At 35.6% G+C, this 19537-nt stretch carries 16 protein-coding genes, 1 pseudogene and 1 riboswitch; of the genes and pseudogenes, 14 read left to right on the top strand and 3 right to left on the bottom strand.

The features are described 5' to 3' along the window. Positions 1–663: 663 nt before the first annotated feature. From iolE to B2C77_RS16145, 5 genes are all read left to right on the top strand, one after another. A complete protein-coding gene (gene iolE / locus B2C77_RS16165; protein WP_077705983.1) occupies positions 664–1572 on the top strand; it encodes a myo-inosose-2 dehydratase in 909 nt (302 codons plus the stop codon). Between the two features lie 75 nt (positions 1573–1647). Beyond that, entirely contained in the window at positions 1648–2673 is a 1026-nt protein-coding gene (gene iolG, locus B2C77_RS16160; RefSeq protein ID WP_077705980.1) for an inositol 2-dehydrogenase, read from the top strand. Between the two features lie 35 nt (positions 2674–2708). Further along, positions 2709–4304 (top strand): solute:sodium symporter family transporter, encoded by a 1596-nt coding sequence (locus tag B2C77_RS16155; RefSeq protein WP_077705977.1) that lies wholly within the window; start codon positions 2709–2711, stop codon positions 4302–4304. Positions 4305–4319: 15 nt separating this feature from the next. Beyond that, positions 4320–5372 carry an inositol 2-dehydrogenase gene (gene iolG / locus B2C77_RS16150; RefSeq protein ID WP_237342781.1) on the top strand — a complete coding sequence of 351 codons (1053 nt, stop codon included), beginning with the start codon at positions 4320–4322 and terminating at the stop codon, positions 5370–5372. Between the two features lie 86 nt (positions 5373–5458). Next, on the top strand, positions 5459–5848 hold the full coding sequence (locus B2C77_RS16145) for a tautomerase family protein (protein WP_077705974.1): 390 nt from the start codon (positions 5459–5461) through the stop codon (positions 5846–5848). 485 nt (positions 5849–6333) lie between these two features. Here the strand turns inward: B2C77_RS16145 and B2C77_RS16140 are convergent, their stop codons facing one another. Then, positions 6334–7104 carry a DeoR/GlpR family DNA-binding transcription regulator gene (locus B2C77_RS16140; RefSeq protein ID WP_077705971.1) on the bottom strand — a complete coding sequence of 257 codons (771 nt, stop codon included), beginning with the start codon at positions 7102–7104 and terminating at the stop codon, positions 6334–6336. 211 nt (positions 7105–7315) lie between these two features. Between B2C77_RS16140 and B2C77_RS16135 the strand changes: the two genes are divergently transcribed. The 7 genes from B2C77_RS16135 (at position 7316) to B2C77_RS16105 (ending at position 15597) form a co-directional block, all read left to right on the top strand. Continuing rightward, a complete protein-coding gene (locus tag B2C77_RS16135; RefSeq protein ID WP_077705968.1) occupies positions 7316–8779 on the top strand; it encodes a CoA-acylating methylmalonate-semialdehyde dehydrogenase in 1464 nt (487 codons plus the stop codon). Positions 8780–8791: 12 nt separating this feature from the next. Beyond that, entirely contained in the window at positions 8792–9607 is an 816-nt protein-coding gene (gene iolB / locus B2C77_RS16130) for a 5-deoxy-glucuronate isomerase (protein ID WP_077705966.1), read from the top strand. Positions 9608–9862: 255 nt separating this feature from the next. Next, positions 9863–10840, top strand: a complete 978-nt coding sequence (gene iolC, locus B2C77_RS16125; protein ID WP_077705963.1) for a 5-dehydro-2-deoxygluconokinase — start codon at positions 9863–9865, stop codon at positions 10838–10840. Between the two features lie 18 nt (positions 10841–10858). Then, positions 10859–12775 carry a 3D-(3,5/4)-trihydroxycyclohexane-1,2-dione acylhydrolase (decyclizing) gene (iolD, locus tag B2C77_RS16120; protein ID WP_077705961.1) on the top strand — a complete coding sequence of 639 codons (1917 nt, stop codon included), beginning with the start codon at positions 10859–10861 and terminating at the stop codon, positions 12773–12775. A 54-nt stretch (positions 12776–12829) separates the two neighbouring features. After that, a complete protein-coding gene (fba, locus tag B2C77_RS16115) occupies positions 12830–13699 on the top strand; it encodes a class II fructose-1,6-bisphosphate aldolase (protein WP_077705958.1) in 870 nt (289 codons plus the stop codon). Positions 13700–14104: 405 nt separating this feature from the next. Further along, positions 14105–14587: a hypothetical protein gene (locus B2C77_RS16110; RefSeq protein ID WP_077705955.1), complete on the top strand. Its 483-nt coding sequence runs from the start codon at positions 14105–14107 to the stop codon at positions 14585–14587. A 455-nt stretch (positions 14588–15042) separates the two neighbouring features. Continuing rightward, positions 15043–15597, top strand: a complete 555-nt coding sequence (locus B2C77_RS16105; RefSeq protein WP_077705953.1) for a cysteine hydrolase family protein — start codon at positions 15043–15045, stop codon at positions 15595–15597. Between the two features lie 323 nt (positions 15598–15920). On the opposite strand, the gene B2C77_RS16100 is transcribed toward B2C77_RS16105, so the two are convergent. Continuing rightward, complete coding sequence (locus B2C77_RS16100; protein ID WP_141130747.1) at positions 15921–16580, bottom strand: hypothetical protein; 660 nt, start codon at positions 16578–16580, stop codon at positions 15921–15923. A gap of 450 nt (positions 16581–17030) precedes the next feature. Further along, positions 17031–17723, bottom strand: a complete 693-nt coding sequence (tenA, locus tag B2C77_RS16095; RefSeq protein WP_077705947.1) for a thiaminase II — start codon at positions 17721–17723, stop codon at positions 17031–17033. Positions 17724–17852: 129 nt separating this feature from the next. Next, positions 17853–17947, bottom strand: a riboswitch (TPP riboswitch). Positions 17948–18289: 342 nt separating this feature from the next. Between tenA and B2C77_RS16090 the strand changes: the two are divergent. Both B2C77_RS16090 and B2C77_RS16085 read left to right on the top strand, forming a co-directional pair. Beyond that, positions 18290–18858, top strand: a pseudogene (locus B2C77_RS16090) (DUF6434 domain-containing protein). Between the two features lie 34 nt (positions 18859–18892). Beyond that, complete coding sequence (locus tag B2C77_RS16085; RefSeq protein ID WP_254843989.1) at positions 18893–19537, top strand: HAD family hydrolase; 645 nt, start codon at positions 18893–18895, stop codon at positions 19535–19537.

Here is a 19537-nt window from a genome sequence, read left to right as displayed (position 1 = left end):
TTAAAAGATAAGAAAGTATAAAATTTGATGCTATGGCGTAACCAAATAACCGAATGAGCCCCGTCCGGCTCCAGTGCCCACCAACTAGGCGACTTCACTTCATTGCCCTAAGCTAAGTCACCATCGGTTCGTGCTAAATATTGAGGACGACTAAAAAACGGGCTTGCCTTAGGGCGTCGGCATACCCCTGATTTAGTGGCATGGTTCCTAAAACTTCAGTTGTTTCGTTCCACTCGCTACGTTGCTAAACGGGTGCTTGTGCCTTTGTTCCACTATAGGAAAGTATAAAAGTCTATAGGTTTATAGTATAAGAAAAACTACGCCATTCACCATAAGACTTGGCGACAAGCCAAGTTTTTCTAATGTGGAGTGAATCAATGGGTTTTATAATGATGATCACCTATGTCTACATTATAGTTGTACTTAATCAAAATAATACCAAAAAACAACCAAATTATACAGAAATTTTAATACACCTTGTTATACATTAATATGTCACAAAGAAATTATTGACTGTAAACGCTTTTAAATATATAATGTAATCAAACATAACCAATACTTAACCAAGATATGATATTAAGTTGTTGTTTTTACTTTTATAAGGATATAATTAACAAGTTATTGGTTAACTTTATTAATAAAATATGGAAGGGTGTAATTTTAATGACGAATATTGCATGGGGAATCGCACCGATTGGTTGGAGAAATGATGACATTCCTGAAATTGGAGCAGAAAACACGCTATCACATGTTTTAAGTGACATTGCTGTTGCTGATTATGCAGGAACAGAAGTGGGAGGCTTCTTTCCGGAAGCAGAAGTATTAAATAAGGAATTGGAACTTCGCAAATTAAGAATTGCTGGTAAGTGGTTTAGTAGTTATATTATTCGAGATGGTATCGAAGAGGCGGAAAAAGCATTTCGTAAGCATTGTGAATATTTAAATGCGGTAAATGCAGATGTCGCTGTAGTATCTGAACAAACGTATAGCATTCAGGGAACTGATAAGAATGTATTTGCCGAAAAACCGTTTTTTTCAGATGGAGAATGGGACCGTTTATGTAGTGGATTAGATCTTCTTGGTAAGGTAGCGCATGAATATGAGTTGAAACTTGTCTATCATCATCATATGGGAACGGGTATTCAAACCCTAGAAGAGGTCGATCGTTTAATGTACAATACAGACCAAAATTATGTGAATTTGCTTTATGACACAGGGCATATCTATGTGTCTGATGATGAATATATGCATCTACTAAATAAGCATATAGATAGAATAAAACATGTTCATTTTAAAGATGTTCGTAAAGATGAAAAAGAGGAATGTAACAAAGAGGGGAAATCATTTTTACAATCATTTTTAGCTGGAATGTTCACGGTTCCTGGTGATGGAAATATTGATTTTGTCCCAGTTTATAAAAAATTGCTTTCATCTGGATATGAAGGGTGGATTATTATAGAAGCAGAACAAGATCCTAATAAAGCGCATCCTTTAGAATATGCCTTAAAAGGAAAAAAGTACATTGATGAGACATTATTGCCTTTAAATAAATCATTGGCATCTATACAGTAGTTTTCTCTGGCGTCATCTCATCATTCTATCTAAAATAAGTCGAATATTTATGACACAGGAGGGGCTGGGAGCTAATTGAAGAAAATAAATTTGGGAATTGTTGGTTTAGGAAGAATGGGTTTTACTCATGCTGAAAATATTGTGGAGAGAATTCCAGAAGCTGTATTGGTAGCTGTTTGTAGTTTTGTGGATGAAGAACTCCAAATGGCAAAAACAAAGCTAGGTGTGGAGAAAACGTATACAAGTTTTGAAAATATGCTCTTGGATGCTGAAATTGATGCAGTAGTGATTGCTTCTCCATCGGGGCTTCATGGTGAACATATCCGTTTAGCTATGAAAAAAGGGCTGCATGTATTTTGTGAAAAGCCAATCGGTGTAGAAGTAGAAGATATAGAAAAAACGATTGAAGTAGTAGAAGGTTATCCGAAACAAATATTCCACTTAGGCTTTATGAGACGTTATGATAAGTCTTATCAATACGCAAAACAAAAGGTAGACAATGGTGAAATTGGTGATTTAACTTTAATTCGCTGTTATGGCATTGATCCAGCTTCTGAATTAGAAAATTTTGTGAAATTTGCAACAAACAGTAAAAGTGGTGGGCTATTCGCTGACATGGCTATCCATGATATCGATTTAGTCAGATGGTTCTCTGGAAAAGAAGTGAAACGCGTGTGGGCAATTGGAAAGAATACTACTTATCCTGAATTAGATGATTTAGGTGATTTAGAAACTGGAGCCGCTATGATGCAATTAGAGGATGATACAATGGCTCTTTTAGTTGCCGGTAGAAATGCGGCGCACGGTTATCATGTGGAAACGGAACTAATAGGGTCAAAAGGAATGCTGCGCATTGCGCAGGAACCTGAAAAGAATCAAGTTTCCATTTTTAATAATCAAGGAGTGGTAAGGCCTACTTCGCAACATTTTTCAGAACGTTTTAAAGAGGCCTTTTTCCGAGAGATGAAAGAATTTATTTTGTGTATTCAGGATGGGAAACAACCAGGTATAACTGTATACGATGGTTTGGAAAGTACAGTAATTGCGAATGCTTGTCAAGAATCGGTTGACGCTGGAAAAATGATCGAAATATCTAAATAATTTCATTAAAAGAAGTTAGAAACGAGGGGGATACATTGAATGCGTTTGCCCTAGTGACATTTGTTGTCATTATAGCTCTAGTATGGCTTTATGCATGGCGGAAAAGTAGAAATATTGATATTTCTACTGCAGAAGGATTTTTTATGGGAGGTCATAGTCTAACGGGATTGTCTATAGCAGGGACAATCATTATGACGAACTTATCAACAGAACAACTAGTTGGACAGAATGGTCAAAGTTATGCAGCTGGTATGGAAGTCATGGCTTGGGAGGTCACCTCTGCAATTGCGATTGTTTTATTAGCTTTAGTTTTTCTTCCGAGGTACATGAAGTATGGCGTAAATACGATTTCTGACTTTATTGAAATTCGCTATGATACGTTTACAAAAAGGCTTATCTCCATACTGTTTATGTTTACGTACTTGACTTCATTTTTGCCTGTAGTACTTTATTCTGGAGCTTTGGTTTTTAATAAGTTGTTTAACATAGATGAAATCCTAGGTGTAGATCCACTAATAGCAGTTGCTATTTGTGCAGCTTTTATTGGCGCTGTAGGAGTTTTATACCTCTTAATGGGAGGGCTTTCATTAAGTGCTTTTAGTGATACTATTTATGGATTTGGTCTACTTACAGGAGGTATACTGATATTAATCTTGGGAATAGTGACACTTGGAAATGGAAGCGCTATGGACGGGGTTCATTTTATTCGTGAAAATACAGCGGAAAAGTTAAATGCTTGGGGCGCTATAGATTCTGATTATGTCCCGTGGCCTACCTTAATGTTAGGGATGTTGTTCAATAATTTATATTTTTGGTGTTGTAATCAAATGATTGTGCAAAAAGCGCTAGGTGGAAAAAGTTTGAAAGAAGGACAAAAAGGTGCGCTTTATGTAGCTTTCTTTAAAGTTTTTGGAGCCTTATTTCTAGTATTACCGGGTATTGTTGCTTTTAATATGTTTGATGGAGGCATTGCTAATCAAGATGACGCTTATCCGAGTTTAGTTTCGGCAGTGTTACCTGAATGGGCATATGGCATCTTTGCGGCTGTTATATTTGGTGCAATATTAAGCTCATTTGTTGGTTCATTAAACTCAACGGCCACTTTGTTTTCTTTGGATTTTTACAAGCCAATTTTTAATAAAGATGCAACAGATAGACAAGTCGCTAGGATGGGGAAAATTGTAACCGTCATTGTTGGGTTTATATCAATAATCATTGCGCCATTAATTGCTTTTGCACCAACTGGCTTATATAACGTTATACAGGAGTTTAACGGGTTATATAGTTTGCCGTTACTAGTTATTATTCTATTTGGTTTTTGGAACAAGCGAGTTACTGCGCAAGGGGCCAAAATTACTTTCTCCTTCCACCTTGTTGTTTATATTGCAGCTCAAGGGTTGCTCGCTGAGATAAACTATCTTTATATATTTAGTGTTTTATTTATATTAGATTGTTTCGTTTTATGGATGTCAACAAGAATAAATCCATTAAAAGAACCTTTTCAATTCCAAGCAAATCTTAATAAGGTTGATATGACTCCTTGGAAACATGTGAAATGGGTGAGTGCCATAGCTTTGTTATTAGTGGTAATTATGTATACTGTTTTCTCGCCTGTTGTGTTAGCTAATTAAAGGAAAATAACAACGATGAAATATCTAAAAGAGAGAGGATATCAAATCATGGAAAAAGAAAAAGTGAATGTAGTAGGAGTAATTGGAGCAGGAAGAATTGGGAGATTGCATATTAATAATATGAGAAATATGCCTAATGTACGTCTGAAAACAGTATCAGATCCCCAGGCTGATCATATGAAAGATTGGTTTTCTGAGTCTGGAGTGGAAAATTTAACCAAAGACTATAAAAATATTATAAGCGATCCAGAAATTAATGTGGTTTTTATATGTGCTCCTACCAGTTTGCATGTTCAAATTATCACAGAAGCAGCAAAAGCAGGAAAGCACATCTTTTGCGAAAAGCCGATATGCTTTTCGGATGAAAATACGTGTAAAGCTCATAAGGTAGTAAAACAAGCTGGTGTGAAGTTTCAATTGGGCTTTAATAGAAGATTTGATCGTAACTTTGCAAAAACGAAAGAGTTGGTAAAAAATAAAGCTATTGGTGATTTGCATATTTTAAAGATTCAATCTCGAGATCCCGAACCACCCTCTTTGGAATATGTATCTCACTCTGGTGGTATATTTATGGATATGAGTATTCATGATTTTGATATGGCCCGTTTCATATCGGGTTCTGAGGTTGAAGAAGTATATGTGGTAGGTGGAGCGCTCATAAATCCAGAGATTAAGCAGTATGAAGATATTGACACAGCATTAATTACTTTAAAATTTGAAAACGGTTTAGTAGGTGTTATTGACAATAGTCGACAAGCTGTATATGGATATGATCAGCAATTAGAGGCATTTGGGTCAAAAGGATCAGCAAAAGTAAATAATGAAAAAGAATCTAGTGTTGAGGTTCTATTAAAAGAGGGTGTAAAAAGTAGTAACCCGCTACACTTCTTTTTAGAAAGATATAATGATGCTTTTATTGAAGAGGTAGAACAGTTTTTTGAAGCAATTAATAACGATGAGGAAGTTCCTTGTGGCTTCGTTGATGGCATCATGGCACAGCGAATTGCTTCTGCGGCAAAAGAATCGTTATTAACTGGACTTCCAATAAAAGTAGAAAAATATCAATAATTTTTTTCTGTTTGTGGATAATGGAGAAAATTAAATCTTATAGATGTCGTATAAAAATAAGGTATTAACAATAGGGGGGAAGGTATATGCCGTTACTTACGTTTGATTTGATAGAAGGTAGGACGGAAGAAGAAATCAAGTTATTATTAGATGCATCTCACCGTGCTGTTGTTAAAGCATTTGAAGTTCCTGAGGGTGATAGATATCAAATAGTTCATCAGCATCCCAAACATGAACTAATCATAGAAGATACAGGCTTAGGATTTAAAAGAAGCGATGAAGTTGTGGCTATTTCTGTAAGAAGTACACCTCGAACGGATAAGCAAAAGAAATTATTCTATAACCTCCTTGTCAAGGAATTGAATGAGATTTGCGGTATGGACTCGAAGGATGTAATGGTTTCAATTGTGACGAACAGTGCAAGCGATTGGAGCTTTGGATTTGGTGAGGCACAATTTTTAAATGGTGAGTTATAGATTTAATACAAAAAACGTAACAGAATAGATAAAGTGCTATTTATCCCGGGTAGAAGGTGCTGTAACACTCTCGCTCAAAGAATTGGAGATGCGAATCTGTACAAGTCTAAGTGGTACATAAAACATCTAAGTCACTTCCTTCTTAAGAGGCGATGATATCCTTGGGTTACTGATAATCGGTGGGGTGAGACCCCGCCGATTGAGAATCACTTTATCCTGTTATGTTTTTTATTTTGCGATAGGAAAGTATAAAATTTTTAGGGTTATAGTATGAGAAAGAGATGGCGTTCTAGGTTATAAAGACTTTGGTAATATAAAAATGGCATGGAGATGATGAGAAAATATAGCTAATAGCATGTAAAAATTGAAAAAGTAGCAACACAATGCCGTATTTTAAGAAGCGTGGGTAAGGGGAAAGAAAAGGGCAGAATGTATAACATTAGCCCCTAGCAAATGAAGGCGGATGAGCAAGGGATTTTAGAAGTTTAATGACTTTTATTTTGATTGACATAATTAATTTTAATACCTTTCTCCTTACAATAGACTTTATAGTTTTCTGGAATAGAATCTGAAGTAATGATTTGATGAAACTTTTCAACATTTGAATAGGTGACTAAAGCGGCTTTATCGAATTTTGAATGATCGACTAGCAGAATGTTTCGATCCGTCTTTTCGACAATGCGGCTTTTAATATCATATTCTAGTAAATCTGAATTCGTAACACCGCGTTCAATTGAAAGTCCTGTTGCTGCCATAAAGCTTTTGGTAATATTGATGCGTTTAAAGTATTCCCAAGACTCTACATTGACAAAAGATCTGGTAGCACGTTTATATGTCATACCTATTAATATGAGCTGATAATTACTTAACTCAGCGGCTTTATTAATAATATTTAAGTTATTGGTAATGATGGTTACTCTTTTTTCCGGATCAAAAAAATCGCCTATACAACTAGTTGTTGTACCGGAATCAATAAAAACAAGATCGTTATCCTCAATTTCCGCCGCTGCGGCTTTACCAATGGCTATTTTCTCTTCTGAATGGCTGGAGTGGCGATGCTCGTAGGGTTTAAGCTGATTAGAAACAGAAGCAACTCCACCATAGACTTTTTTTATTGTCCCATTTTCTACAATTTTGTTTATATCACGACGAATAGTGTTTTTAGACACATTAAACTTATCACAAAGTTCATCAATGCTTGCACTACCGTTTTCGTGAACGTAAGCTTCAATTTCCTGTATTCTTTTTAATTTCATTTTAAGCGCTCCTTAGTCATATTATTGTATTTCAAGATACCATTTTCATAGTAGTTAATCAACAGTTAACCATGTTTTAATAATAAAGTGATGATAATAAATGATCAAACCTTGACTTTAATATAAGTTTAATATAATATTGAATTGTAATCAACATATAACTAAATGTTAATCAAAAGATAACAATAAAACTCAAAAAGAGGTGTTCATAATGGGTGAAATTAGAACTTTGAAAAACTTTGTGAATGGAAAATGGGTTGGAAGTGAAACGAAAACTTTTGAAGATGTTTTAAATCCAGCAACAGAGGAAGTCGTTGCAAGAGTTCCTATTTCCACAAAAAAAGAATTAGATGAAGCCGTAGAAATAGCCAGTGAAGCTTTTCATTCATGGAGTAACACTGCTGTACCAAAAAGAGCACGTATCTTATTTAAGTTCCAACAGTTACTCATGGAAAACAAGGAGGATCTTGCTCGTTTAATAACGATTGAAAATGGAAAGGCATACAGTGAAGCTCTAGGGGAAGTGCAACGTGGAATTGAAAATGTAGAATTTGCTGCTGGAGCACCTTCTTTAACAATGGGAGATTCATTATCATCCATTGCTACCGATGTAGAAGCGACCAATTATCGTTACCCTATTGGTGTAGTTGGCGGAATCTCACCTTTCAATTTTCCAATGATGGTGCCTTGTTGGATGTTCCCAATGGCCATTGCATGTGGAAACACATTTATTTTGAAACCATCCGAACGTACGCCACTTTTAACAGAAAAATTAGCTGAATTGTTTAAAGAAGCTGGTCTTCCAGATGGTGTGTTTCAAATTGTAAATGGTGCACATGATGTAGTGAATGGAATACTCGAACATCCAGAAATACAAGCAGTATCTTTTGTAGGGTCAGAACCTGTTGGAAAGTATGTTTACCAAAAAGGTTCTGAAAATCTTAAGCGCGTGCAAGCTTTAACTGGTGCTAAAAACCATACCATTGTTTTAAATGACGCAGACTTAGATGAAACGATTCGGAATGTAATCGCTGCTGCTTATGGTTCTGCTGGTGAAAGATGTATGGCTGCATCCGTTGTGGCAGTAGAAGAAGGTATTTATGATGCATTCATGGAACAGCTGGCATCTGAAGCTAAACAATTAAAAATGGGAAATGGATTAGATGAAGAGGTGTTTTTAGGGCCAGTTATTCGTAAAGAACATCAGCAAAAAACATTTGATTATATTCAAAAAGGTGTAGACGAAGGTGCTACATTAGTATTGGATGGTCGTGAAGGAATTCCAAGTGAAGGATATTTTGTCGGTCCAACTATATTTACAGATGTCACTCCAGAAATGACCATTTGGAAAGAGGAATTATTTGCGCCTGTTCTTTGTGTTGTGAAAGTGAAGAATCTGGCAGCAGGAGTAGAATTGGCCAATAAATCTGTATTCGCTAATGGTGCATGCTTGTTCACGAATAGTGCAAATGCAATCCGTTATTTCCGTGAAAATATAGATGCGGGTATGCTCGGAGTTAACTTAGGTGTTCCAGCACCAATGGCATTCTTCCCATTTTCAGGGTGGAAATCATCTTTTTATGGAACATTGCACGCCAATGGAAAAGACGGTGTTGAATTCTACACACATAAGAAAGTGGTTACCGCTAGATATGCAACAAAAGATTTTAAATAAAGGAGCATGGTTATGAGTAAGTTGCAATACAAACCGAACGATCATAACGTTTCTGGAGTTACTATTTTGCAAGATGTTCATGAAAGAAATTCAGATTTAAAATACGTCGCATTTAAACTCATTCAGTTGGATGAACAAGCGACCTATGCTGAAGAATTGACTGATAAAGAAGTATGTATTGTTGTTTTAACAGGAAAGGCTTCTGTAAAAACAGGAGATCAACTGTTTGAAGAATTAGGAACACGCGATTCCGTATTTGAAAAGAAACCGACAGATAGTGTTTATGTTTCAAAGGATTCTACATTAAAAATAGCTGCAAAAAGTGCTTGTAAGATAGCATTATGCTATGCACCTGCAACAGAAAAACGGCAAGCTCAAGTGATACGGGCAGCTGATAACTCTGTAGAGCATCGAGGGAAATATCAGAATAAAAGAATGGTACACAATATATTACCAGATAGTTCAGCTGTATCTAGTAGTTTACTAGTTGTAGAGGTATATACGGATGAGGGTAATTTTTCAAGTTACCCTCCTCACAAGCATGATCAGGATAATTTGCCAGAAGAATCATTTTTAGAGGAAACGTATTATCATGAAATAGACCCTGAACAAGGCTTTGTGTTCCAGCGTGTGTATACAGATGATCGTTCTTTAGATGAAACGATGAGTGTAGAGCATGGGGATGTAGTTTCCGTTCCCAAAGGCTATCACCCTGTTGGAGTGCCAGATGGTTACACTTCCTATTATTTAAATGTCATGGCTGGTCCTAAAAAGATTTGGAAGTTTCATAACGATTTAGATCATGAGTGGATTTTAAAGAGGAAGTAATACGCATTCATCCCCCTAAGAAATAGGTGTAGATGAATTGATAATATATCTGGACGGCGCTGTAACATTATTATCTCAATAATTGGAGATGCTTGCTGAACAAATCTAAGTGGGAGATCACAGCGCCTCTAGCACAGCAGTAAATCATGAAAGATAAAGCTTCATTTTATTACACATATACTCTTCATATGGGAAACAGTTATCTGTAGTGACTAGGTGAACAAACTTTCTAATTGGAAATTGGAGGATAAGAGCATGAGGTTAAAAAAAAGAAATAAAAAAATGGATATAATCGCTATTGGTAGAGCGTGTATTGATTTAAATGCTGTTGAATATAATCGGCCAATGGAAGAAACTATGACTTTTCAAAAGTATGTCGGTGGTTCTCCAGCAAATATTGCTATTGGGACGTCAAATTTAGGGCTAAATGTTGGGTTTATTGGAAAAGTATCCGATGATCAGCACGGAAGATTTATAACGACTTATATGGCTGGAAAAGGTGTAGATACATCGCAAATGGTGTCGGATCAAGAAAGAAGGAAGTCGGGGTTAGCCTTTACAGAAATTAAGAGTCCTAGTGAATGTTCTATCTTAATGTATAGAGATAATGTAGCAGATCTTTATTTAACACCACAAGAGGTGGAAGAAAGATATATCCGTGAGTCTGAAGTTCTTTTAGTATCTGGAACAGCTCTTGCACAAAGTCCTTCTCGAGAGGCTGTATTAACTGCTGTTGAATACGCAAAAGCAAACAATGTAAAAGTTATCTTTGAAATCGACTACCGTCCATACACATGGAAATCAGAGGAAGAAGTATCCACTTATTACACATTAGTAGCACAAAAATCGAATATTGTCATCGGTACCCGTGATGAATTTGATATGTTAGAGGGAAAAGAAGCAGGAGATAATCAAGATACTGTAAAGGAATTATTTAAATATGAGCCTGAATTAATTGTCATTAAACACGGTGTCGAAGGATCTTTTGCATATAGTAAAGAGGGAAAAGAATATAAAGCAAACGCTTACAAGACCAAAGTTTTAAAGACATTTGGTGCTGGAGATGCTTATGCTTCTGCATTTCTTTATGCGTTATTTAATGAGAAAGATGTAGAAACCGCTTTAAAATATGCTAGTGCAGCAGCAGCGATTGTTGTTAGTAAGCATAGTTCTTCTGAAGCGATGCCAACCGTTTCAGAGATTGAGGATTTAATCAACGATCAGTCCCAATAGATATGGAGGGGAGATTTTATGGTAGCAACCATTCGTTTAACAACTGCCCAGGCGTTAATAAAGTTTTTAAACCAGCAGTATTTATCTGTTGATGGCAAAGAACATCCTTTTGTTGAAGGTATCTTTCATATATATGGCCATGGCAATGTTCTTGGAATTGGGGAAGCTTTAGAAGAAGACGCAGGCCACTTAAAAACCTTTATGGGAAAAAACGAACAGGGGATGGCTCATGCAGCAATTGCTTTTTCTAAACAATCCCTACGTAAAAAGATCTATGCTTTATCTAGTTCAGCTGGACCAGGATCAGCGAATATGATAACAGCTGCCGGCACAGCTTTGGCTAATCAGATTCCTGTTTTATTCTTACCAGCAGATACATTTGCTACAAGACAGCCAGATCCAGTATTACAACAAATAGAGCAAGAGTCAAGCATTGCTATTTCAACAAATGACGCATTTAAAGCCGTTTCGCGTTATTGGGATCGCGTTCAAAGACCAGAACAGCTAATGTCTGCTTTGATCAGAGCGTTTGAAGTAATGACCAATCCAGCTACGATGGGGCCAGCTACGATTTGCTTACCTCAAGATGTAGAAGGGGAAGCGTACGATTATCCAATTGAATTCTTTCAAAAACGCGTACATTATATCAACCGTACAGTACCTACAAAGCGTGAAATGGAAGGAAGTGTAGAAAGAATTAAAAACAGTCATCAACCAGTAATTGTTGTTGGTGGTGGTTGTAAGTACTCAGAAGCAAGAGAGGAATTAATCCACATCTCAGAACGACATGATATTCCATTAGTAGAAACACATGCTGGGAAATCGACTGTAGAGTGGCAATTCAAAAATAATTTAGGTGGACTAGGAATTTTAGGTACATCTGCTGCAAATAAGGTAGTTAAAGAGGCAGATCTAATTATTGGTATTGGTACAAGATATACCGATTTCACCACTTCTTCTAAAACGTTGTTTAATTTGGAAAAAAGTCAATTCCTTAACATTAATATAAGTCGTATGCAAGCATATAAGTTAGACGCATTTCAAGTTGTCGGTGATGCCAAAGCGACACTAAAGGAGTTAGCGCCACTATTAGAAGGATATAAGGCAAATTATGGTACGCAATTAGAAAAATTAAAAAGGGAATGGCTAGATGAAAGAAAGCGTTTAGCAAATGTTCAATTTAAACGGAAAGATTTTGTTCCTGAAATAGACGGACATTTTTCACAAGAAAAGTTAAACGAATACGCAAATGTTTTACAGACAGAACTAACGCAAACAGAAGTATTTGTTGCATTAAATGAATCGCTTAATGAAGACGCCATTGTTGTTTCGGCGGCTGGTTCATTACCAGGAGATATGCAAAGATTATGGAATCCGGTCGTTCCTAATACGTATCACTTGGAATATGGTTACTCTTGTATGGGGTATGAAATTGCTGGTGCATTAGGAGCACGTCTAGCCGAACCAGATAAAGAAGTGTATGCCTTTGTTGGTGATGGGAGTTTCTTAATGCTACATTCGGAACTTGTTACAGCTATTCAATACAATAAAAAAATTAATATTATTCTATTTGATAACTCTGGATTTGGTTGTATTAATAATCTACAAATGGGTAACGGGTGCGCAAACCAAGGAACAGAATTTAGAACAGCAGCTGGTACAATTTTAAACATAGACTATGCAAAAGTAGCAGAGGGTTACGGCGCTAAGACCTATAAAATAAGTAATCTTGATGAATTGAGACTAGCTATTGAAGATGCGAAAAAACAACCAAATTCTACATTAATTGAAATTAAAGTTCTTCCAAAAACAATGTCAGATGGCTATGAGGGAAGTTGGTGGAATGTCGGTTTATCTGAAGTTTCTAAAAAGGAAAGTATAAATAAGGCATTTCAAAATAAGCAAGAAGCAATGAAGCAGGCGAAAGGGTATTAAGGAATAAATAAAGTAAAAGAGAAAGCTTTGTAAAATTAAATAGGAGAAATGAACATGGCATTAGTAACATTAAATGATATACTTCCTCAAGCTAAACAAGCAGGATATGCTGTAGGACATTTTAACATAAATGGTCTTATTTGGCCACAAGCTATATTAGAAGCAGCTCAAGAGGCAAAGGCTCCTGTTATTATTGCTTCTTCGGATAGATTGGTGGATTATCTTGGTGGTTTCAAACTAATTTCTGATATGGTTCGTAATCTAATGGAAGTTCAACAAATTACTGTTCCGGTTGTATTACATTTGGATCATGGGCAAAGTGTAGAAAGATGTTTTGAAGCGATTGACGCTGGATATAGCTCTGTGATGTACGATGGTAGCCATTTTCCAGTTGCTGAGAATATTAAAAATACGAAGCAAGTAGTAGACTATGCACATGTAAATGGTGTATCCGTTGAAGCAGAAATTGGTACGGTTGGTGGTTATGAAGATGGTCTAATAGGCAATATTTGTTATGCCAATTTACGAGAATGTGTAGAGCTTGTGGAGAAAACAAGAGTCGATGCGCTTGCCGCTGCACTAGGTTCTGTACATGGGAAGTATGTTGGTGAACCAAAGCTAGGATTTAAGCAGATGGCTGAAATATCTAAAGAAGTTGAAATCCCACTTGTCTTACATGGAGCAAGTGGAATACCGTTAGACCAACTGCAAAAATCAATACGCTTGGGGCATGCTAAGATTAATATTAATACTGAAATGAATATAGCTTGGAGAGAAGCACTACAACAAAGTTTAGTAGAAAATCCAGAAGTATATGAGCCAAAGAAATTATTGGAGTTAAGTAAACAGGCAATGAAGGAAACAGTACATGAAAAAATCCAAGAATTTGGTTCAAGTAATAAAGCAATGAAAAAAGTAGAATAGAAGTAATCGTTGATGCTTGTTTTGTGTTTAACTTATAGTTAACTAAACTTGAAACATCATAGTAACCGTAGGAAGTCGAATTTGCTTTTGTGACTTTCTGCGGTTATTTTATGGCGTTAATCAAGAAATTGTTGATGAAAGGATGAACAAATCCACCTATGAACGAAGGTGGGTATAGGTAAAAAAGCTTTCATATCTTAAGAGGTTTAACTGTGCAAAAAAACGAACATATGTTAGTATAATTGTACAGATTAATTTTGAAAATTTAATTATAGTGAGGTGAAATATTGTATAATTCTCTAAATTACTTTTCAAATGAATAATTTTTGGAATTATGCAAAATCTATGACGGTAGAAGGCATGTGCCAGGAATAAGGTAACTTAACTTTGATGGAGGGATGCAATATGAAAGCGAGCACTTTGACTGTTTTTCAAGAAACATCGGGTTGTTTTAATTCGGTAAATGAATGGAACGACATGTATAATTTCTTTCACGTGAAGCAAACAGAAGAAATGCTGTGTGATGAACAAGAAGGATATATGTTTACGGACGAAAAAGAAACAGAAGATGCTAAGCAGCATATATTACGAAAGGCATTTAATAACATCGTTTTTGTTGAGCGCATTCACCAAGTTGCCTACCGTAATGCTTTAACAAACTCAAATTTAAAAAAAGAAGAAGATCATGCTGATGACATTTTCAAGCAATTACAAGCAGCGTTAACTACTACGGAACAAAAGGATTTACTTACCGAATTAGAGGCTGCATGGAACAGTATGTATGCCGTTTTCTTAGAATACAGTTATTGTCAAGGTATAGCTGATAGTCCTGTGATCCATAAGGAACTAAAGCAATATGGAATTTGTATTTTAAAGGAATGTGCATAGGTTCATTTCATTTTACTTTTGCTTGAATTCTTACATGATAAAGTAACAATATAGATGAGGACACCCTGAAGTTAGCGTGATATTAAACTAACTGTTGGGTGTTTTTATTATTGTATTCAATAAGTATAAGTTAGGAGAATGCCGGTGGGGGATATTGCAAATTAAACCATAAAGGGATCCATCTATGGCAATAAAGGTACTCTGCCTAGATTTTTACAAAAAAGATAGCAATTTTGAAATAATTATATTAGGCTAAAAGTAGATAAGGAAGGGGAAGTACAATGAATAATAGAAACCCAACCGACAGTTTAATTGTCCTAATGATGTACAAGAAGATATTCAAAAGTAGCTACACTACCTAGTCGTTTTAATTATCTTTTTTTGTAAAATATGTAAAATTTTTATTTAAAATAAGAATAAAAATGGTAGATAAAACATTAGGAGGAGAGAAATTTATGTGTGAAAAGAAAAAAGCTTTACTTTTGGTCGATGTACAAAAGGCTTTTGATGATAAAAAATGGGGCGAGAGAAATAATCAAGATGCAGAAGATAATATGAGAAAAATACTACAATTATGGAGAGAAAAGAAGTGGATAGTAATTCACATACAACACACGTCTGATAATCCTCATTCCGTATTTCATATGGCGAATAAAGGCTTTGCTATCAAAGAAATAGTTGAACCAATCGAGGGGGAAGTTATCATTACAAAAAAAGTAAACAGTAGTTTTATTGGTACTAACTTAGAAGAACAATTAAAAGCAAATGAAGTATCAACCGTTGTAATTACGGGATTGACTACACCGCATTGTGTATCAACGACTGCAAGAATGAGTGGTAATTTAGGGTTTGATACATATCTGATTTCAGATGCTACTGCAGCATTTGGATTGAAAGATCAAAATAATAGATATTATGATGCAGAAACTATACATAATGTATCTCTGGCTACATTGCATGGTGAATTTGCCACGATACGGACAACGGAGCAACTAATTAACAGTTTATAAAAAAGTATTTCATTACAAGGTGCAATTATGCAATCCTTTCGTTTATCTCAAATAATTTAGAAAATGGTGCAGCCAGGGTTTTTATCCGGGTATAAGGTGCTGTAAGCCTCCCACTTCAAAAATTGGAGATGTGAGTTGATCAAGTCTAAGTGGGAGATAACAGCACCCAAATCCCCGATTCGTTCAGTTGCCTTTAGGTGATACCCTTGCGGTACTAACATCAGTGGGGGATGAGAAAACCACTCATTGAGGTTCACTTTATCTATTGTCCTCTTAGAAAAAATCTGTTTTCCAACGCTTTAAATTTACCAAACTAGATAGACTTAATATTCAAATGGACGGCTATAGTTCCAATCTGAGTTGTGCAAAGTTGAAGAATTACGGTCTATCTTATAGGAAACAGAAAATGAATCGCTTTCACTATTTTTACTCCATGTTTCAAAAAAATATAGGATATAAGTATCATCATCAATAATTTCAGCTTTTGTTTCTTGAATTATATGGTATCCGTCAATTTTCACTTTAGAAATACCTTCTTTTTGTGGGAATTTTGCTAGCATTTCATCTCCTTCTGAGGCAAATTTTATAGCATCTTCTGCAGTAAATGGAGGGAGAGGCTCTGATGCAAATTGAAAACCACCCCACATGAATGCTAATATAATAACTGGAAACGATAGACTAATCCAAATTGCTTTTTTGCTTTTTATTTTTATATAGAGAATGCGATCAATCACAGCGTATAATAATGCCAGAAATGCGCCAAATAAAATGAATAACCAATTAAAAAGAAAAGAGTCAAGAGTCACCACAATAATACCGAAAAATCCTCCAAATAAACTATGTAATAGAATGTAAAGCCATCTATTTTTAAAGATGCCTTTTTTATGAATGAGCTCTACTATAATTGAAATAGGACTTCCATATAAAAGCAGTACAGGAAAAATATAAATGCTATAAATGAAAGTCCACCCTAAAAAGTCCACTTCTAAATAATAGGAAGCTGATTCTATTGGGAATAGATAAAAGATTGCAAAGTAGATAGCAATAAAGATAGTTAGTATGTAAGAAGTAACAAGTTTTCTTAATAAAAGGGGGAGAGTGTTCATATTAACGCTCCTTCAAAATTAATAAATGTTAGATAATTATTTTCGGCTAGAATATAGTTTTGACTGGATATAGAGTGAATTCATTCCTAGCTATAAACAATTATTATCTGTTCTATATCCATGTTGTAGTAAGTTGAAAATTAGGATATATCGTTATTATGCAGAAAAAATTTCGTTGTGTCCATTGTAGTTCAATTTTTCTATATGTTCATGATGATAAAAAATAATCATTAACCTGGAACTTACAGATTTTCTGGAGAAGAGGAATAATTCTATACATTAAAAAATCAGTGAAAGATAGGTTTCTCTCACTGATTTTGTATTTATTTAAGCCATCGAAAGCTCATGCCAATGTCTGTCAGAGAACCAATTTTCCTTTATATAGGACATCTCCCAGAAGGCAAGCTCGTATTCTTTAGCAATGATAAATTGCTCTTTCATCTTTTCTTTTTGCTTCTCCGTAGATTCGGATGCAATTTGATTAAGCAAATGAATCTGTTCATTGGTTGAATCTTGAAACCAGTCACTTGCATAGGTAGCAATCCAATTTTGATAGATTTTTTCGGTTGGTTTTGCATTTTCGTACGTTTTTCCGATATCTGCGTATAACCAATAACAAGGCAACATGGCTGCAATAGCTTGACCTAGGCTTCCAGATGCTACAGCGCGATATAAGTGTGATGTATAGGCGTAAGCAGTTGGGGCTGGTTTGAAATGATCCCAATCTGTATCTGTGATGTTTAAGATTTCTGCATGCTGTTTATGAACGGTTAGCTCTGCTTGTGCAGTTCCTTTTGCTTTGTCAGCTAGCATAGCTGTTACTTGAAAATCTTCAGCTAATGTAGCTGCCAAGGCATGGACTTTTCCATAGTGCTTCAAGTAATAAATGTCTTGTAAAATATAATACTTGAAAATGTCTAGGGATAAATCACCTTTGGCAATCCCTTTTACAAATGGATGTTTTACACTTTGCTCCCAACTCTTTGCGGTTACTTCTCGTAATGTGTCTGTAAATGACATAAAAAAATTCCTCCTCATACATACATGTTTTCATTGCTCGAGGAAGAAAGGGATATACTTAATACACGCAACCTATCTGTGTAAAAGGACTTTTTGTCCATACATATAAAAATGAAACAGGTAACGCTGTTAAGTAGTTTTCCACTTCCCTCCGCTGGTACAAACCAGATCAGGTTCTAAGGGTCGTTGTCTCAGCCGCCAGTGGGGCTCCCCTAGTAGAAATACTATACTTGAAGCATATCATAGTGTCATACAAAGTCAACTTTATTTTTCAAGAGATAAGAAAGTATAAAAATTTGATGCTATGGGATAACCAAATAACCGAATGAGCCACGTCCCGCTCCATCGCCCAGCAACTAGGCGACTTCATGAATCCGCCCTACGATAAGTCATCATGGGTTCGTGCCTCACCGTGATTTCTAAAACTTCAGTTGATTCGCTCCACTCGCTACGTTGCTAAACGGGCGCCCCGAGTCTTTGTTCTAATACTAATTGTATTTGTTATAGCGGGTGGATATAAAGCAACGAATGTTCTATAATAGATGTAATCGTTAGGAGATGGAAAATTGAGACCAGCATTAACGAAAGATATTCATGTACAAACTTTCAAAGACTACTATTGGTTAAAAGAAGAGTTACAATTATTTTGTAAGCAAAATGGCATTCGTACTTCGGGATCGAAATTAGAACTTACAGACCGCATTGAAACTTTCTTGCGTACAGGTGAGGTAAAAAAGCCAATCCGAAAAAGAAGCGGTACTAAAAAAGCAAAAACAAAAGACGAATTAAGCTTAGATACTGTAATTACGGAAAATCATCGTTGTAGTCAGCATGTGCGGGCTTTTTTTAAAACAATTATCCCGAATTTTCACTTCTCTACGTATATTCAAAACTATTTTAAAGAAAATGTCGGTAACACGTATCATGATGTTGTTCAAGCGTGGTATGAGGAGGGCGAATGAAAGAAAGATCCGTCATACAAGAAAACGATTGCTCCACAATTTGAATATAATCAATTTATTCGTGACTTTTTGCAGATCCGGCTAATAAAGGAAAAAGTAGGGAAGATGCAATTAAAGCTTGGAACAACATAAAGCAACGTCCAGGGAGTAACAAATATACGGCAAACAAATAACTGAGGTTTATGGATGAAGAGGGGGGTGTACAAATTGAACTATAAAAATATTATATTTGATTTTGATGGAACCTTGGCAGATTCAAAGCAATGCAGTGTATTAGCAACACAGAATGCTTTTAAAGCGTTACGACTACATATACCGTCTGCGGATACTATCGAACACTATATGGGAATCCCAATTGAAACATCTTTTAAAAAAATGGCAGATCGAGAGTTATTGAAAGATGAGTATAAGCTTTTATTGCAAACTTTCCGTGAACAGTATAAACAGTTAGAAAGCGATTTACTAACCGTTTTTAAGAATATACCAGAAGTGTTACATAAAATGGTTTTAGAGGAAAAATTGTTATTTGTTTTATCAAGTAAAAAGACAGATGTACTAAAACGGAATCTACAAAGTTTAAACATAGGTACTTATTTTCATGATATTATAGGATCAGACAAAGTATCTCATTATAAACCGCATCCTGACGGTATTTTAAACATCGTTGAACAGTATCATTTAAAAAAGGAAGAGACGGTTATGGTAGGAGATGCTATATATGACTTACAAATGGCTAAAGCTGCTGCTATTTCATCATGTGGAGTGACTTGGGGGAGTCATAAAAGAGAACAATTGACGGAAGAAAAACCTGATCATCTAATAGATGAAGTCATGCAACTTGTATATTCGTAA

It is taken from the genome of Virgibacillus dokdonensis, from assembly GCF_900166595.1.
GTDB lineage: Bacteria > Bacillota > Bacilli > Bacillales > Amphibacillaceae > Virgibacillus > Virgibacillus dokdonensis.
This window is presented reverse-complemented; position numbering and strand designations above follow the sequence as displayed.